Consider the following 17,982-nt stretch of genomic DNA (forward strand, 5'->3'; position numbering starts at 1 on the left):
TGGGGAGGAACTGACATGACGTTAACTGTAGGCGAATTGGCACCGGATTTTGAGCTTCCGTCCAGTACGGGGGGACCGGTGAAGCTGTCGGATTACCGTGGACAGCGGGTATTGCTTTATTTTTATCCCAAGGATATGACCTCGTCCTGTACGCAGCAGGCATGTGATTTCCGGGATCGACATGCTGAATTCGAAGGGCTGAACACCGTCATTCTCGGAATTAGTACCGATCCGATGAAACAACATGACAAGTTTATTTCCAAATATGGACTGCCGTTCACCTTGTTATCGGATGAAGGGCACGTTGTAGCCGAGCAATACGGTGTATGGCAGTTGAAGAAAATGTATGGCAAGGAGTACATGGGGATGGTTCGCTCCACTTTTCTGATTGATGAAGAGGGGAAATTGATCCAGGAATGGTCCAAAGTTCGGGTCAAAGGACATATCGAGGCTGCACTTGAGGCTTTGAAGACCATATAGCCTGCTTCTGATGAGATATAACAATGATAAAAAGGCTGCGTTCATGGAAGTTTCCATGAACGCAGCCTTTTTAATATCCATTTATAATACAATTTGTTCGTCCGTTTCAGATGTTCTGCTTCATGAGGGGATGGATTTACTCTTACGGGAACGAATGCGATAAACCAGCAAGAGGAACAGTGGGATGATGAAGCTGACAGTGATATCCCAGTCTACCCAAGCAGGCATGATCGTATTTGTATAAAAAATGACATTTGGAGCGATCAGCACACCTAGGGCGAATAACAACAAGGACGAAGGCAAAATGAGAGGTTTATATGTCTTTAACCGAAATAATTGTGCTGTTCCCAACACAAAGGCAAAGAGATATAACAGACTTTTGAAATAGGTAGAAATTAACCAGGCAATAGCCATGATGGCCTCAATTCGTTCAAAGAAATTACCTATATTAATTTTCTGTGAAAGGGCGTATGAGATATAGATGCTGTGCTGCGTAAGTGTGGGTCCCATCACCATAAGTGAGATGAGCAGCAGCAAACTTAACAGTAACCCTCCACAGAAGGTCGCTAGTAGGAAATCCTGTTTGAAATGAGGCCCGGAGTTCACATACGGGAGAAACACGGAGAGAATGATAAGTTCGCCAAAGGAAGTGAACGCTGCGCGTATGCTAGACTCTACAAGATGTATCCAGGGCGTACTGAAGTATGGCTGCAAATTTGCACTTTTGGCTTGAGGCAAGAGCCCCAAAAAGAGAAAAAGAATAAACACCACAACGATGGGAGTTAATAGTTCTGCGCTCAGCCCCATCGTACGAAAACCATGGATAAGTCCCCAAGCCAAGGAACAAATGATCATCAGAATAATGACCCGAATGGGAGTTTTCAGATATATTTGCGTCGTCATAAAGTCACCGACTTCACGGACACATATGGCTGCACCTATGGCGAAATAAAATAGATAGGCAACTGATAACATGGAACCTACCCAGGTCCCAAGCAATTGGTTACAGATTTCAAAAAGAGACAACTGTGGATGTGTTCGATGTAGCTTGTATAGAACCCACATGATGCCAACACCGATCGGCAAACCAATCAGAGAACAGAACCAGGCGTCCTGCTTGCCTACTGCGGTAACGAGGGAGGGGTAGATCAGGATCATATCTCCAACCATAACCAGAAAGGTGAGCAAGGTGAACTGTCGAATCGTAAGTTTTTCGTTCATCAACATGTCCTTTTGCTCCTTCCCATGTGAGTTATTTTTCTTTAATGCTCTCCGCAATCATCCTTCAGTGGATGGCTGAGGTGATGAACCGGATTTTCTGCGTGACTTCACCAATGCAATGAGAACCAGCATACCCGGAAGAATGATACCTAGTGTGGTGTCCCAATCCACCCAGTACGGAACAATGGTGATGATAATAAATGTCAGGCTGGGCGCAACGAGATTGGCCATTCCGTAAACGAGCAGAGTTGATGGCAAAATAAGCATTTTAAATTGCTTTAGCTGGAAGAGTTCTGCGCACCCGACAATAAAGGCGTATAAGTAGATCATCGCTTTAAAATAGGTTGAAATGAGCCATGAGCAAGCCATAATGACCTCGATACGTTCGAAGAAGCCGCCGATGCTAATCTTCTGAGACAAAATAAACGAAGCATATATATTGTGTTGGGTAAGAAAGGGGCCGAGTACGAGCATGGATATGGTAACAAGTATGGCAAGGATCAAATTACCGAAGCCTGCTGTGATGATGATGTCACGCATACGATGGCGACTGTTAGCGACATGGGGAAGGACCATCAAAATAGGAATGGTTTCTCCGACAGGATATATGATACTCACAAGAATCCCTTGCGATATGGAGACGACACCAGTATCCGATATGGGCTCCAGTTTACTGGTATCTAACTGTGGCAAAAGACAGAAGGCGAGGATCAGAATGAACAGTACAACGAGGGGCATAAGTAGTTCACTTGTTCTCGCAATGGTCTCCAAGCCGTGGTATACACCCCATCCGATGGCAATTACAAAAATGAGGATGATGACACGAATAGGGGTGTACTGAAATATTTGGGACGTCATGAAATCACCGACTTCCCGGGTGTGTGTGGATGTACCAATCATGAAGAAGAACAAGTAAAAGCAAGAAAACAAGGTACCTGGCCAAAAACCCAGAATACTTCGGGAGATCTGCACCAGATTTTTCTCAGGATGCATCGTGCCCAATTTTAATATTAAGGCCATGAGGGCCATTCCGAGTGGAACGCCAATAAGAGCACATATCCATGCATCCTGTTTGGCATAGGATGTGATGACGGAAGGGTAGATCAGCATCATATCGCCTATCACTAACATAAATGTAAGAGTGGACAATTGTCGTGTACCGATCCGTCCCTTTTCGAGCATGATATACCCTCCCTCTTCACCTAAGTTCCAGTCAAGCGTGCTAATAAATGGTTCACAGGATCATAGATCCACATAATGATATACAGGGGACTGGGGAACTCCCACAAATTAGATGCAATAACACCGAAGACTGTAGCTGTGAGAAGCATTGCACTGTATACAGCCGTTTCTCTCCACTCCTTTCGGTGAATGAGGCCAGGCATATCAACCCAGCCAATAATTACTGCTACGAAGATAACCGCCAATGTAAGCAACATGCTTCTCTCACTCCTTCAGTTCATTTTTGAATGAATCATCCAGTGTACCGACACGTTTAATCTGCACCTTGGCTTTGTATTTGATATCCAGTTCTTCGAAGTATTCATCCCAGTCATTCTCTATCTTCTTGAAAAACTTGGGATCTGCATGGTACACTTCCTGTCCAAAACCAAATATATCGACATGAAACTTGCGTTTTACTGAATGCACAGATTCCTGCATCAGTTCAATTAACCGTTCTTCACTATCGGATTCCAGTTCTTTTAGAACGGCCATGGAACCAATCTTGATTCCACATTCAACTGCACCGATGGAAGAGACATTTTTGATATCAATCTTGATTTCAGGCTTGCCGTTTACAATTTTGGCTTTTCTCTTCGTTGTGGTACGGAGCGCCTTAAACGTCACGTTGCCATTCTTGCGACAAGGCAGGTGGCTGACAGTAGACTGCACATTGTCACGAATGTAATTGTAGCCTTTGGATTCATCCTCCGTTAACCAGCCAATCAGCTTGTCTTTTCGGAATACACTTAGTCCCGTTGTATTGAGGCGGGCTGGTGACCGGATGGTGGCTATATTCTCTTTATGACCACTTTGTTCTTTGTTACCGAGGATCTCTACACCTGTAATGACAGGCTGGATGCCGGGAGATAACATGAACTCTATTAATTCATCCCCGGTTACCGTTGTAGTGGGAGACCAGGTTTTGGCAGATACATCCAGTGAGTTGAACAACTTCTCAGCAGGAATGTTCTCTAGAGGTGTAAGCACGTCTAATACATGGGATGCTGTTGTATTCTTTGCGACCATAACGTAATAATCTGGCCGGACCGTAGGTTCACGCATCAAGGCTTCCATCACATCGTAAATGCCCTCTTTACGAGCATACTCTTCGCCAAATACCAACACGCGGATATGCGCCATGAATATGCGGCGTGGGCTAGTCTCCGTTAATTTTTGAATCGCTTCAAACAATGTAGCGGCAGATGCTTCATATTGTGTAACTGGCGTGCCCTTCCCTCCCCCTGCCTTGGAAGATACCTCATTCGGGACAACAACCTGAGCACTCACTTTGATCATATCGCCATCTTTGTCCACACCGAGACCCAGCATAATGCCAAGTTCATTCAATTCCTGGCGATCCCAGCATCCGGTAAGGAGAGGAAGCAGAATGGCACAGGATAAAATTAAGCGTAAGCACTTGTTCATGGATGTGCACTCCTTACCGAATTTCTACCGCTTCGTTTTTTTGGTGGACTGTCTGACTTCGTTGGTCGCGTGAGTAGAGAGCGGGCGAGTTTTCATATGGGACCAAGGTACACGAAAGATCGTGTCTTTAATATCTTTTTGAATAAATGGTGCGAATGGAGACATGTAGGAGACCCCGAAAGAGCGCAAGCTGCAAAGGTGGGTCACAGTAATTAGTAGCACGATCAGGATGCCATAGAAGCCAAAGGCAGCGGCCAGGATCATTAATACGAATCGTAGAATACGAACAGAGATGGATAGACCATTCTCCGGGATAACATAACTGGATATCGCAGTGATGGATACGATGATGACCATCGCAGCGGATACAACCCCAGCATCTACTGCTGCCTGCCCGATGACAAGCGTACCTACAATGGATACGGCTTGACCCACTGTCTTGGGAATTCGTATGCCTGCTTCCCGCAAAATTTCATAGGTTAGCTCCATAAGTATGGCTTCAATAAAGGCGGGGAAAGGGACGCCTTCTCGCTGAGCTGCCAGACTGATGAGCAGGTTGGTAGGCAACATCTCCTGATGGAACGTGGTAATGGCAATATAGAAGGATGGGGCAAGTAGAGCAATAAAAAAAGCTAAATATCGGATCATTCGAATCAGCGTACTGATATCGGCTCGTTGATAGTAGTCTTCTGGAGACTGAAAGAAATGAACGAACAAGGCGGGGACAAGCAATACAAAAGGTGTCCCATCCACAATGATTGCAACACGTCCTTCAAGCAAAGCGGCGGACACGGTATCCGGTCTTTCACTGTTGTAGACCGTGGGAAAAATCGTTCCCGTCTTGTCTTGCACGAGTTCTTCGATATATCCACTCTCAAGGATACTGTCGATATCAATCTCATCGAGTCTTCGACGCAGTTCTTGTACAATTTCCTGATCCACTATATGTTCCAAATAGAGCACAGCAACCCGGGTCTTGGTAACCCTGCCGATTTCTCTTTCTTCAATCCAGAGATGAGGATTGCGGATCCGTTTGCGAATTAATGAGGTATTGGTCCGCAAGTTTTCGTTGAAGCCCTCCATCGGTCCACGAACGACAGTTTGGGAAACAGGTTCTCCAACGGATCGATCTTCCCAGCCTGCTGCCCCGATTTTCAATCCGTGTACAGATCCTTCAAGCAGCAAAATAGCCGATCCGGAAAGAAGGGCATTCATTACATCCTGTAGATCATCTACCAGCATTACATCACTGGCGATCAAGATATCATTTTGAAGGTAGCTGAGATGCTCATCGTCTGCGGAGAATTCAGGTAGATCATGCTCTTGCAATAATGATTCCATGATGGAGTGATTCAGAATGTTCACGTCCACCAGTCCATCGATGTACAACATGACGGCAGGCCATTTGTGCAAACATTGCAGAGGTCGGATCATCAAGTCGTTGCTGTTCCCCATCACTTGTTTGCAATATTCTGTATTGTCGTTCAGATTTGGAGAGATCTTCTTATGTTCTTGATGATTCTGCGCCGATGCACTCATGCCTTCGCCTCCCTATATACCCTATATTTGCAAGTTAGTATGACCGGGATGAATTCGGATTATCACAAAAACAAAAAAAGAATGATTCGTGTGTAACCTGTTGGATCTACGCAAAAAAAGGAGCTGCGATATTACGCAGCTCCTTGCTTATGTTTGATAGATGTTTGTTGAAATTTATTTTTGTCTCTGTCGAACAGGGGCTGGCTTGGATACGGTGGACCTTGATGCCCATGCTTTGCGGTAACGGTACAGCACGGCTGCTATGAGCAGTAGACCGATTCCTCCCATGATATATGCTGCATATTGGTGAGCCAGATGGAATACGGCGTTCCACTGGGGGCCGAATATTTTGCCAATGCCCAGAAACAGCACGACCCAGAACAATGCGCCTGAATAGGCGTAGAGAGCGAATTTGCGAAAAGGCACAGCGGCTATACCCGCAAAATATCCGGTGAAATGCCGCACACCCGGAATGAAATAACCGATGAAGATCAAGGCATTACCATACTTGGCGAACCACTTTTGCGTTTTATCGAGCTTGTCCTGCTTGAGCAGAAACCATTTTCCGTATCGTGTTATAAAAGGAAGTCCTGCTTTGGCTCCAATAAAATAAGTGATGGTCATGCCAATCGTCGTCCCCAGAAATGCCAGTATGGTGAGGATTCCGAAGTCAAGGTGACCCTTGTAGGAGAGAAACCCTGCGTAAGCCATCGTTGTTTCACCAGGAAAGGGAAGTGCGATGAATTCAAGCAACAAGCCAAAAAACAATACGCTGTATCCGTAGGACCCAAACAGATGCTGGATCTTCTCAAGCAATTCCAATAGATTTCACTCTCCTGAAGACGGGGTGGGAGCATGAATCTTCTCCAAGGTGTTTTGAATATGTTCTGCCTGTCCATTATGCTACCTAATCTGAAGCGAAGAATCAATCACGCACCATACCCAAATGTGAAAAAATATTAAACAAAATCGCGTCTTTTTTCAATGGGGTCTCCATATAATTCTAACAAATCTGCTGAAGTCTATCAGCAAATTACTAGAGACGGTGGAGGTCGATTCGTAAATGGTACAGAGACCGGAATTGAGAATCAAGGAAAAAGGGGAAATCTCCGTAACATCCATACATACGTTTTTGTCTGGACAATGGTCTGTCGTTCTAGTGCGAATAGCGATATTACTATGTGCATTCACTGTATATGCTGCATTTTCTGTGTATGCAGGCATAGCTGAAGCATCTTCTGCTTCTGGCTCAGCAGAGCTTGTCTCGGCAGCAAAGAATAAGCAGGACAAGGTAGTCTATCTGAGTTTTGACGACGGACCGGGTAACCATACCCGTGAAGTATTGGATATTTTACACAAGGAGCAGGTTCCAGCTACATTTTTTGTACTGGGTGAGCAGGCAGAGCGTTATCCTGAGCTAATCCGGTCGATGGTGGAGGAAGGACATGCTTTGGGCAATCATACGTTCAATCATCAATATGAACAGCTGTATAGTGATTTTAAAGTGTTCTGGAAACAGATCAAGCAGACAGAGGACGTGCTGGAGCGTATCACGGGCTTCCGTCCGAATCTGGTGCGAGCACCAGGCGGTACCTATGGACATTTTGATCAGAGTTATTTTGACTTGCTGCAACTGGGTGGGTACACCGTCATGGACTGGAACGTCGATAGCGGGGATTCCAAGCGTAAAGGTGTTCCGGCCAAAGAAATCTTCAGCAATTCCACCAAAGTACCGGCGGGAGCACGTTCAGTCATTGTACTGATGCATGACGGTGGTGCACATGCTGAAACGGTAAAAGCACTTCCGGGTGTTATCAAATATTATCGTGATCATGGATATCGTTTTGACACCATAAAGAGTACGGATCAACCAGTTCAATTCCGTGTACATCCAGATGGTAAGTATAAGGCCCGCAAGGCGCCGGGAAAGGCCTGGATCGCAGAGCATGTAGAAGCGAACGCGACGTTATGGCTTGCAAACAAGAAGCTGAAGGTAGAGGTGGGATTGGCTGCGGCTACCTTGCAACCGGGTGAGTTCCGCATGGAGGGTCAGCGAATCATGGTGCCTTTGCGTACATTCATGAAAAAATTCGGGGGCAGCATTCGCTGGGACCCGGAGACAAGGACAGCCACAGCAGTATGGAAGGAAAGAACGATTTCTGCAGATAGTGTGAGCGGAACACTGAGTTCGACAGGGAGAATTGAAACAGGAGCAGTACAGAGTCAGGGGGGAAGCACCTGGGTTCCGTTACGTGAGTTGCTGGAGCATATGGGATTAAGGGTGAATTCCTTAACCAGCAATGAAGCAGAGTGGACGGTGAAGGCGGGTGCTTCCAGATCCATTTCGGCAATGAACAGCATATTTAAGTATAAAATGATCTGAAGAAAGTCATTCTTGCAGGACTATTCTCTCTACTTCCGGGCAACACTGAATCATAGATTACTATGGCTCAGGAATGCCAATGGATGGAAGGAGATCGGGAGAAATGTCTTATATCCGAATGGAACATGAACATGCAGTTGAATTGTTAAACAGGGTCATGAAGCGTGTTGAGAGTGTGATTATTGGTAAAAAAACAGAGATTCGTTATGTGCTCACCGCAATGCTCAGTGGGGGGCATGTCCTTCTGGAAGATGTGCCAGGCACCGGGAAAACCATGCTGGTTCGTGCCGTTGCTTCTGCGCTGGATTGCTCCATGGGCCGGATTCAATTCACATCCGATGTCATGCCGGCAGATGTTACGGGCACTTCAATCTATCAACCACATACCGCTGAATTCAAGTTTCGGCCCGGACCCGTTATGTCCAACATTGTCCTGGCTGATGAAATAAACCGCGCTTCACCACGCACGCAGTCTGCTCTGCTGGAGGCCATGGAGGAACGACGTATTACGGTTGATGGCACAACCTATGCCTTGCCACGGCCTTTCTTTCTGCTGGCGACACAGAATCCGTTACAGTTCGAAGGTACGTACCGTCTGCCTGAAGCGCAGCTGGATCGATTTATCATGAGGATTGGACTGGGTTATCCCGATCCGGAACAGGAATTGGAATTGTTAAGCCGCATGCAAGGTAGAGAAGCACTGGATGAACTTCGCCCAGTCCTGCTTGCTGAAGAAGTCGTAGCCATGCAGCGTGAGGTCAAACAAGTACATGTTGATCCGGTCGTCAAACAGTATCTGGTGGCCGTCGCTGTAGCCTCTCGCAGCCTTCCGGCGGTCAGACTGGGCATCAGCCCGCGTGGAACACTGGCCTGGATGGCTGCGGCGCAGTCATTTGCCTACCTTCAAGGACGCAGTTATGTCATTCCGGATGATGTGAAAGAAGTGGCTGTGCCTGTTCTTTCTCATCGTATTCAATTGAAGGCCCAGAACAGAGCGGAGGTTTGGGGGCAAGTACAAGTCATTGAAGAGGCGTTGTCATCGGTCCCGGTTCCTGTACAAATGGCATCACAGGGAAGGGGACGGAGGTAATGAATGCACTGGGACAACGGATGGTGAGTGCTGTCTTGGTGGTTGCTTTCGCTTCCTTGTATCAGTGGCATGGGGGCAAAGCGGCATTGTTTCTATCCATCATGGCTTTCTTGATGTTCACAGGAGGTCTGCTTCTGCATTGGTTCAGACCACGGCGTATTCACATCCAGCGGAAAATACACGCAAACCGGATTGAGGCAGGTGAGCGGGTACGGGTTCTTGTCGAGCTGGAATTCGATTGCCGTATTCCATTGTTATGGATCGTTCTGTGTGAGAATACGCCTGCAGGTGTTCATCGCAAATTGATTTTTCCAGGAACACGGCGACAATTTACTTATCAATATGAATGTTCTGGTTTACGCAGAGGCGTCTACAGATGGGATACGGGCAGATTGTACTGGGGGGATATGTTTGGCTGGAATACGCTCTCCGCAGAGACCACGGGAGGTACATCCTTGATTGTTGTTCCTCAAGCAACGGCTTGGGGGAAGGGCGATTCGGCAGAATTCGCAGCGATGATCGAAGGGACTCTGTCGGAGCGACGAAATAGTCAGGGAAACCGCAGCCCTGAGTTCCGTGAATATCAGCAGGGTGACCCTCTGGGAAGGATTCATTGGAAAAGTACAGCCAAAATGGGCAAACTTCAGACCTTTCTGCCCGATACCACGGATCTGGCTTCCCTGGGCATCCTTGTGTATGAAGGCGCGTCGGGTTACGACGTAAAACAGTCGGAGATCCTCGATGCACCTGCTTTTGAACGAGTGGTTCGTACAGCTGCCCGCTGGATTCATACCGCTGAGCGGGATGATATTTCTTATCATCTGTGGATGGAAGGCGGAGATAAGAGCTATGATGCACAAGATCAATGGCAACATGGGCCATTCCATGGAGATGCTGAGAATCATGGACTGGACAAACTAGCAAGCGCACGCATATCCAAGGTACAATCTGTTTCGCTCCGAACGGAGATGCTGAGTGGACTGGCCGGCGGTTCGCGAATTGTGGTTCTCACAGGTAAGCTGGACCAGGCTTTGGCGGAATGGGTCATGTCTGCAATCGGGTCGGGATACTGCGTAGAGGTGCAGCTGACTGAAGCGACCCGTTCAGGATCAGCGGATCGATCGATGAATGAGTCGAGATATGACAGCTTCGGTTTGGAGCAGCTTCGTCACAACGGGGTGCCGGTCCATGTGGTTACAGACCATGCGTTATCTTCATTGGGAAAGGTGGAGGTAACAGATGTGGGAGCGTAATGATAACCAGCAACCCAATTCCACGGTGACGGACAAAGGGTCAACGGTTCGTATGAGAATGGCATCGGTCCTTGCTGCACATAAAACAGTGAACCAGAATGCTGTGACGGACATAAAGGATAAGGGGGGGGATACAGTCCCTGTCCTGTACCGAATTTTTATTTCGGCCATTTTACTCATACTGTCTCTGGAGTGGATCTATCCTGTTACGTCATCAGATCAGCAGGGCAGCGAACGATTCCTGTCCGTAATGGCGGGATTAACGGGAGCATTGCTGCTCGCGGGATTATTTCGTACAGGATGGATTACCGGAGTACTGATCCGATTATTCATTGCACTCGCTGCGCTATGTCTGATGTACGGAGGAAGTGATCCGGCCCGTTGGGCGATTGCATACCCGGGAATACTTTCATCGGATATGGACACCTTTATAAATAACTGGCGATTCTACTCGATTAGTACAGAAACGAGAGGCTTGTTCATGATATGTGGCTGGAGCATGCTCATGGCTTCTGTGCAATCCCTCGTATTGTTACGTCGAAGCGTTATGCTGTTTGGCAGTGCAACATTACTCTATCTGCTCCTGCTTGAAACCTTTGCGGGGCTGGATGTGTATGCTTCCGTCTTACGGTCTGTGCTATGGACTTTTCTTATTCAGGCTCTGCTTCAGTTATTACGTCTCAATGGAGGAGTGACTACGCCCAGTTATGGGGGGAGCCCCTATAGCCGTTGGAGTGCAGTAACTATTGCGGCTTCCGCAGGTATGGTGTTTCTCTCCGCGTTACCTGTTCAATTTGCTTCCATACCTCAACCAGAACGCATATCTCTGGAACAGATGGGTGAACGCATCGCTCGCTGGGCAGGTTATACACAGCACAGTAGTATCCCTGCTGCAACGGCAGTCACAGGATATAGCACAGCGGATGCGCCTATGGGAGCACCTTTGGTGCAGGGGAATGCCATCTTTTTTACCGCAAAAAGTCCGGAAGTGACGTATTGGCGAGGAGAGACTCGTTCATATTATAACGGGAGTACCTGGAGTGATCCTGAGCAAAGCTTTGAAACGGCCAGTCCGTCCGGCATGCTGCGTGCAGATGGTTGGGAGAATCAAACCTATTGGAAGCGTATTCGCCAAACGGTCATGATGAAACGGGAATGGAAAGGGCCAAATCCGTTGTTCACCGGGGGGATACCGCTCCATGTATCGTTCCAGGATAAGAACAGCGATAATGAGGGGAACATGCTATCTTTGTTGTCTAATCGGGATTCTGCAACGTTGTGGATTGCGCGATCCGGGGATGAGAAGATGGTTAAGAATTATACTGCAGACATCATGGTTCCTGTAGCATCGCCTGAACAGTTACGTCTTTTAGAGAAGACGAATAAAGGGAAAGATCCCGCATCTATTTGGAGGACATATCTTCAATTGCCCGCATCACTCCCGGGTCGAGTGCAGACGCTCGCCAAGGAAATCATTCAAGGGAGTGAGACTCGGTATGACGCTGTACAAGCCGTCAAGACTTATCTGGTTGCTCATGCCGAATATACGCTCGATACCCGTATGCCACCGCGTGGAACTGATTTTGTGGACGATTTTCTATTCGTCACACGGCAGGGGTATTGCAATCATTTCTCAACAGCCATGATTGTGTTGCTTCGTGCAGAGGGAATTCCCGCACGTTGGGTTAAGGGCTTTGGGTCTGGAATGGCTGACCCGAATACACCTGGTCAGTACATCATTTCCCAAGGAGATGCACACTCCTGGGTAGAGGTGTATTTTCCAGGTGCAGGCTGGATGCCGTTCGAGGCCACACCTGGCTTCACCATGGCGCAAGGCGCGGGCGAAGATGTGGTAGCGCTCGCCGGGCCCCAGGCAGGTGAGTTGAATCCGCCGAATACGAACGGCGGATTGGCTAACGCGGGCGCGTGGCTGCTCGCCCGCACCCGGGCCATTGCCGCGGAGCCATGGCTCGCGGCAGCCCTTGTGGCAGCGGCTCTGCTGGGCGCCGCTGCTGTGATCCGCATGCGGCGGCTACGCCCCGCGCTGCGGATCAGGCTGCTGCTGGCATGGCCGCGCAGCAGCTTTCCAGACCGCGAGCGGCTGCTGGGTGCCGCCGCTCCGGTCTGGTCCGCGCTCGCGCGCCGGTACGGCCCGCGGCCGCCGGGTATGACGCTGCGGGAATATGCAGCGTCACCGGCATTGGCCGCAGGCGCGGACGGCGCGGACATCGCGCGGTTTGCAGCCGACTGGGAACGGCTGCTGTACGGGCCAGACCGTCCGCTGCGCGCGGACAGTCTGGAGTTCCTGCGCCGGGCACTTCGTCTGGCCCGGCGATTGCAGGCGTTGTAACACAAGGATGTTACAACAAGGGCGCACACAACCTGCCGTGGTTTAACTCTCGCTATCGCATTCCGATACAGTTTGGCAGGTGGTTGCAGAAGATGATCACCACTGGTGCATCTATTCTATGTGCATCGGTTGTCTATCGTTGCATGTTACACATAAGACGCCTTTCGCGCTACGTTGCGAACGAGGCGTCTTTCCACGATCATACACTTGAACCAGCATCTTGCTGCCATGTTTTCTGATCGGAATTTCATATTTAGAGGCATTTGGTAATCCTGTTTTGATATGTCGAAAAAAGGAGTTTCGCCTTTCCTTGACGGTATGTTTTGTCGTTGCGTATAATTAGTTTCATTGAATTGAGGGAGGCACGGTTATGAATAAGCAGAATGAGATTGTGGTTGTCCTTGACTTTGGGGGCCAATACAACCAGTTAATCGCCAGAAGAATCCGGGATCTTGGCGTATACAGCGAGCTTTTGCCGTATAATACACCGGCGGAGAAGATCGCAGAATTGGCACCAAAAGGGATCGTATTTTCAGGTGGTCCGTCCAGCGTATACGCTGAGAATGCTCCACACGTGGATCCGGGTGTCTATGACCTGGGCTTGCCAATCTTCGGTATCTGTTACGGGATGCAGCTTATGGCCCAACAGCTTGAAGGTAAAGTGGAACGTTCCGAGAAACGCGAGTACGGTAAAGCAGACCTTGAGTTTGCAGCTGGATCTACACTGGCGAAAGGTATTGAAGGCGAACATACGGTATGGATGAGTCACGGTGATCACGTGGTGACACTTCCTCCAGGTTTCAAACTGGATGCAGGCACGGAAAGCGCGCCAATCGCGGCTATGAGCAACGATGAGCGTAAATTGTATGCTGTTCAGTTCCACCCGGAGGTACGTCACTCTGTTCGCGGTAACGATATGATTCGTAACTTCCTGTTCGAAATCTGCGGTTGCGAAGGCAACTGGACGATGGAGACATTCATCGATGACACGATCAAAGACATTCGTGAAAAAGTTGGAGACAGTAAAGTACTGTGTGCACTCAGCGGCGGCGTGGATTCTTCCGTTGTAGCTGCATTGCTTCACAAAGCCATTGGTGATCAACTGACATGTATGTTTATCGACCATGGTCTGTTGCGCAAAGGCGAAGCTGAAAGTGTAATGGAGACGTTTGTGGGCAAATTCGACATGAAAGTTGTCAAAATTGATGCTCAGGAGCGCTTTATGTCCAAGCTGGCTGGCGTGGATGATCCAGAACAAAAACGTAAAATTATCGGTAACGAGTTTATTTACGTCTTTGACGAAGAGTCCAAGCAGTTTGATGATTTTGCATTCCTGGCGCAAGGTACACTGTACACGGACATCGTGGAAAGTGGTACAGCCACTGCACAGACCATCAAATCCCACCACAACGTGGGCGGTCTGCCTGAGGACATGAACTTCAAACTGATTGAGCCGCTAAGCACGCTGTTCAAGGATGAAGTACGTAAAGTGGGTACCGAGTGTGGCCTGCCGGACGAAATTGTACACCGTCAGCCGTTCCCTGGTCCGGGTCTTGCGATCCGTGTTCTTGGTGAAGTTACTGAAGAGAAACTCAAAATTGTTCGTGATTCAGACTACATCCTGCGTGAAGAGATTGCCAAAGCCGGTCTCGACCGCGAAATCTGGCAGTACTTCACAGCTCTGCCGAACATGAAGAGTGTCGGCGTTATGGGTGATGCTCGTACGTATTCCTACACTGTAGGTATTCGTGCCGTAACATCCATCGACGGTATGACTGCGGACTGGGCACGTATCCCTTGGGATGTGCTGGAGAAAATCTCTGTACGGATCGTTAACGAAGTCGATAACGTAAACCGTATCGTCTATGATGTAACATCCAAACCACCTGCAACGATCGAGTGGGAATAGGGCATACGCCTTAGCAATAGATTGAAAAAAGACTCTCTTTTATCTGCGTGTTTAGCAAATAGAAGGGAGTCTTTTTTGCGTACAGTTATGAGTAAACATTAATCATAGCGTTGTTCCTCCAATAAAATAAACTCTAGAAATTTCATCCCATTTTAAAGTTCAATTCATGATCCTTTCAGGTCCGGCCTGTACAATAAGTACATACTAAGAGCTGTATGGCTACTGAAAGGAGATTGAATGTATGCGTAAAACCGACTATATGAGCAAATGGAAGATGGGCATTGGAAGTGCGTTTCTAATGGTGATGCTGGCAGGATGCGGTTCAGGTATGCAAGACCTGGCTTCCGGTTCGGGTGACTTTCCATTTGTGAACTTAGAGGCAGCGGATGCTTCTTCCGATCAGACCAGCAACCAGGAGTTATCCTCCGACTTAACAACGGACACGAATCAGGAACAACAAGAGATACAGGATGCTCCGCAGACAGAGATATAATTGACATAGGACTGATCCGGTAAAAAGGTAGCTCCGGAACATGTCGGAAGTCGCTCCATATACCTAATGAGTAAAAGGCCTTCGGAATACCGAGACATCGTTATTCCTGGTTTATCATTCAACGGAATGTTTAAACACATCAAAAATATAAGTTAGCCTGATGGGAGCGCTTCTTGCCCTTTGATCAGGCTAGCTTTTTTATGTTAAACTGCTGAGCTTTCAGTCTGACAGAATGAACATATTCCAAAGAGGATTCACCGAAAAAAGCGCATACAATTGGGTTGTAAACCGCTGAACTGGTTCAATCTGTTAAATAATACGAACGATAATAGAGGATATCGATATTAACATTCGTTTTTATCATTGACAAAAACATACTGCCCTCCTAAAATAGTGATGGGAAACAAACAAATAGCGCATACTAATTCGTATAATCTCGGGAATTGGCCCGGGAGTCTCTACGAGATCACCCTAATGATCTGGCTACGAAGAGGAGAAGGCTGAGCACAGGAATTCTACATGATTGCGGGACATCACGCACATTAGAATTTTTTTTGTTCTTAGCAAAGGCATCGTGCCACTCCTTGTCAGCTGAACCCTGGGTGAAGAATCTTCATCAGGGTCATTTGTCTTTTTTCAATATGGCTTCAACATCTCTAAGGGGGAGTTAGTGAATTATGGATCGTTTTTTTAAATTAAAAGAAAACGGAACAAACGTTAGAACGGAGATTGTTGCGGGTCTTACTACCTTTATGACAATGGCTTACATTCTTTTTGTAAATACGTTGTTCTTGGGTCAAGCCGGGGCGGGGATGTCGGATAACGCAGTATTCTTTGCAACAGCCGTCGGCGCCGGATTAATGACTATTATTATGGGATTGTTCGTGAATATTCCGATTGCGCTCGCACCAGGTATGGGATTGAATGCGTACTTCATGACTGTCGTTCTAAGCTCCAATGGGGCTATTACATGGCAGGCTGCTCTCGGAGCAGTATTCCTTTCCGGTATCGTGTTTATTATTTTGACCGTGACAAAGATTCGGCAAATGCTGCTTGTTGCAGTTCCGCAGTCAATCAAAATGGCCATTACGGTGGGTATCGGTCTCTTTATTACCATTATCGGCTTCAAACTTGCTAATCTCGTTGCGGTAACCGTTAATGTTGCACCAGACGCAGACCTGAGTCAGCCGATTCCAGGTAGCAGTTTTAACCTGTCATTGGGCAACTTTGTAACACATCACGATGCATTGCTGGCTCTGATTGGTTTGCTCCTGATTGCTATACTGATGGTTATGCGTGTCAAAGGCGCTCTGCTGATCGGGATCGTTGTAACAACGCTGATTGGTATTCCAATGGGTGTTACGAATCTGAGTGGTCTTTCAGGTGCAAGCTGGTTGCCTAACTTCAGCGATCTGGCAGTTGGACAACTGGATTTGAAAGGTGCCATCAGTCTCGGATTGTTCGAGATCATCTTCATCTTTACCTTCGTTGAATTGTTCGACACGTTCGGTACGATGGTAGGTACGGCAACACGTATGGGGATTATGAAGGATAAGAAAAAAGGCGAGAAAACGATCGGTAAAGCGATGCTCGTCGATGCAGTTGGTGTCAGTGCAGGTGCTGCACTGGGTACAAGTACCATTACGGCATACGTTGAAAGTGCTTCAGGCGTTGAGGCGGGTGGACGTACAGGACTGACTTCGGTAACGACAGGTTTGCTGTTCATTTTGGCTCTGTTTATCGCTCCTCTTGCGCTGGTTGTTCCATCTGCTGCGACAGCTCCGGCATTGATCATCGTGGGTGTGCTTATGATGAGTCAAGTACGTAGCATCGAGTGGGATGATTTCCTGCAAGCTTTCCCTGCTTTCCTTACGATTGTATTGATGCCTTTCACAGGCGGAATCGCGAACGGGATCTCCGCAGGTATCGTATCTTATGTAATTTTGGCGGTGTTCAGTAACTTGGTTACAGAGCGTAAAGTTAAAATTCACTGGCTCATGTGGATCTTGGCAATCATTGTAGTCTGCCGATACGTATTTATTGGCGGGGAGTAGACCTACAATAGTTGTGATGAAAAGAATACTCCATTAAGGATGTAGCCTTATATATGAAAGAAGCGGAAGCCACGGGATCTAAACCCGGAGCTTTCGCTTTTTTTGTTTTCCTTTCATGAGTAAAATGAATCTCTAAAATGTTTTCCTTCTATATAGAAGATAATGTTCTATGATCTGTTGGTTGTTTATCCAATGAAAACAACGGTTATTAAGTTTCTATAATAGAAGTATCTCTACTGTTCTTTTTTTCAATAGGCGGAAGATGATGAAGTGAGCTTTTCTTGATATGAATGTAATTAACAGAGTCAGTAGGGCGCTTATGCAATATGAGTTTCTCTGCAATTTGATTAGAGATCATACGGAGAGCCTTTGCATATGTTTCATTTGGCTGGCTATTAAGGAATCGCTTGTTAGAAGGGAGATAGGATACTTTCTTTGTATGCATTAATGTTTTTCGAAAAAAAACTTGCGTTCTATAACTGTACATGGTATATTCTATTTCCGGCCAAAAAAACACGAGATACACGGTGCGGCAAGCGAATGAAATAAGCTTCGAAAGAA

The 17,982-nt window shown here is 47.4% G+C and carries 14 protein-coding genes and 1 riboswitch; of the genes, 8 read left to right on the forward strand and 6 right to left on the reverse strand.

Annotated features, from left to right (window positions below):
• Positions 1–15 precede the first annotated feature (15 nt).
• Positions 16–480 (forward strand): thioredoxin-dependent thiol peroxidase, encoded by a 465-nt coding sequence (gene bcp, locus ACTHPG_RS26915; RefSeq protein WP_440392422.1) that lies wholly within the window; start codon positions 16–18, stop codon positions 478–480.
• Positions 481–600: 120 nt separating this feature from the next.
• Here the strand turns inward: bcp and ACTHPG_RS26920 are convergent, their stop codons facing one another.
• From ACTHPG_RS26920 to ACTHPG_RS26945, 6 genes are all read right to left on the reverse strand, one after another.
• Positions 601–1,707, reverse strand: coding sequence for a GerAB/ArcD/ProY family transporter (locus ACTHPG_RS26920; protein ID WP_440392423.1), 1,107 nt, complete (start codon positions 1,705–1,707; stop codon positions 601–603).
• Positions 1,708–1,758: 51 nt separating this feature from the next.
• A complete protein-coding gene (locus ACTHPG_RS26925; protein ID WP_440392424.1) occupies positions 1,759–2,883 on the reverse strand; it encodes a GerAB/ArcD/ProY family transporter in 1,125 nt (374 codons plus the stop codon).
• A 20-nt stretch (positions 2,884–2,903) separates the two neighbouring features.
• Positions 2,904–3,140, reverse strand: a complete 237-nt coding sequence (locus ACTHPG_RS26930; RefSeq protein ID WP_440392425.1) for a hypothetical protein — start codon at positions 3,138–3,140, stop codon at positions 2,904–2,906.
• Between the two features lie 7 nt (positions 3,141–3,147).
• Complete coding sequence (locus tag ACTHPG_RS26935) at positions 3,148–4,350, reverse strand: Ger(x)C family spore germination protein (protein ID WP_440392426.1); 1,203 nt, start codon at positions 4,348–4,350, stop codon at positions 3,148–3,150.
• A gap of 24 nt (positions 4,351–4,374) precedes the next feature.
• On the reverse strand, positions 4,375–5,889 hold the full coding sequence (locus ACTHPG_RS26940) for a spore germination protein (protein WP_440392427.1): 1,515 nt from the start codon (positions 5,887–5,889) through the stop codon (positions 4,375–4,377).
• Between the two features lie 174 nt (positions 5,890–6,063).
• On the reverse strand, positions 6,064–6,711 hold the full coding sequence (locus ACTHPG_RS26945; protein ID WP_440392428.1) for a DedA family protein: 648 nt from the start codon (positions 6,709–6,711) through the stop codon (positions 6,064–6,066).
• A 241-nt stretch (positions 6,712–6,952) separates the two neighbouring features.
• Between ACTHPG_RS26945 and ACTHPG_RS26950 the strand changes: the two genes are divergently transcribed.
• From ACTHPG_RS26950 to ACTHPG_RS26980, 7 genes are all read left to right on the forward strand, one after another.
• Entirely contained in the window at positions 6,953–8,272 is a 1,320-nt protein-coding gene (locus tag ACTHPG_RS26950; protein WP_440392429.1) for a polysaccharide deacetylase, read from the forward strand.
• 103 nt (positions 8,273–8,375) lie between these two features.
• Positions 8,376–9,362 carry an AAA family ATPase gene (locus ACTHPG_RS26955; RefSeq protein ID WP_440392430.1) on the forward strand — a complete coding sequence of 329 codons (987 nt, stop codon included), beginning with the start codon at positions 8,376–8,378 and terminating at the stop codon, positions 9,360–9,362.
• Positions 9,362–10,615 (forward strand): hypothetical protein, encoded by a 1,254-nt coding sequence (locus ACTHPG_RS26960; protein WP_440392431.1) that lies wholly within the window; start codon positions 9,362–9,364, stop codon positions 10,613–10,615. Before ACTHPG_RS26955 ends, ACTHPG_RS26960 begins: the two co-directional genes overlap by 1 nt.
• The gene (locus tag ACTHPG_RS26965) at positions 10,602–12,965 is read left to right on the forward strand and encodes a DUF4129 domain-containing transglutaminase family protein (protein WP_440392432.1); all 2,364 of its coding nucleotides are present in this window, start codon (positions 10,602–10,604) and stop codon (positions 12,963–12,965) included. Before ACTHPG_RS26960 ends, ACTHPG_RS26965 begins: the two co-directional genes overlap by 14 nt.
• Before the next feature lie 370 nt (positions 12,966–13,335).
• Positions 13,336–14,874: a glutamine-hydrolyzing GMP synthase gene (gene guaA / locus ACTHPG_RS26970; protein WP_440392433.1), complete on the forward strand. Its 1,539-nt coding sequence runs from the start codon at positions 13,336–13,338 to the stop codon at positions 14,872–14,874.
• Positions 14,875–15,115: 241 nt separating this feature from the next.
• Positions 15,116–15,367 carry a hypothetical protein gene (locus ACTHPG_RS26975; RefSeq protein WP_440392434.1) on the forward strand — a complete coding sequence of 84 codons (252 nt, stop codon included), beginning with the start codon at positions 15,116–15,118 and terminating at the stop codon, positions 15,365–15,367.
• Between the two features lie 406 nt (positions 15,368–15,773).
• Positions 15,774–15,873: riboswitch (purine riboswitch) on the forward strand.
• 171 nt (positions 15,874–16,044) lie between these two features.
• Positions 16,045–17,421, forward strand: a complete 1,377-nt coding sequence (locus ACTHPG_RS26980) for an NCS2 family permease (RefSeq protein WP_253430011.1) — start codon at positions 16,045–16,047, stop codon at positions 17,419–17,421.
• The last annotated feature ends 561 nt before the right edge of the window (positions 17,422–17,982 follow it).

Origin of the sequence: Paenibacillus sp. SAF-068 (assembly GCF_051967555.1) — a bacterium.
Classification (GTDB): Bacteria; Bacillota; Bacilli; order Paenibacillales; family Paenibacillaceae; genus Paenibacillus.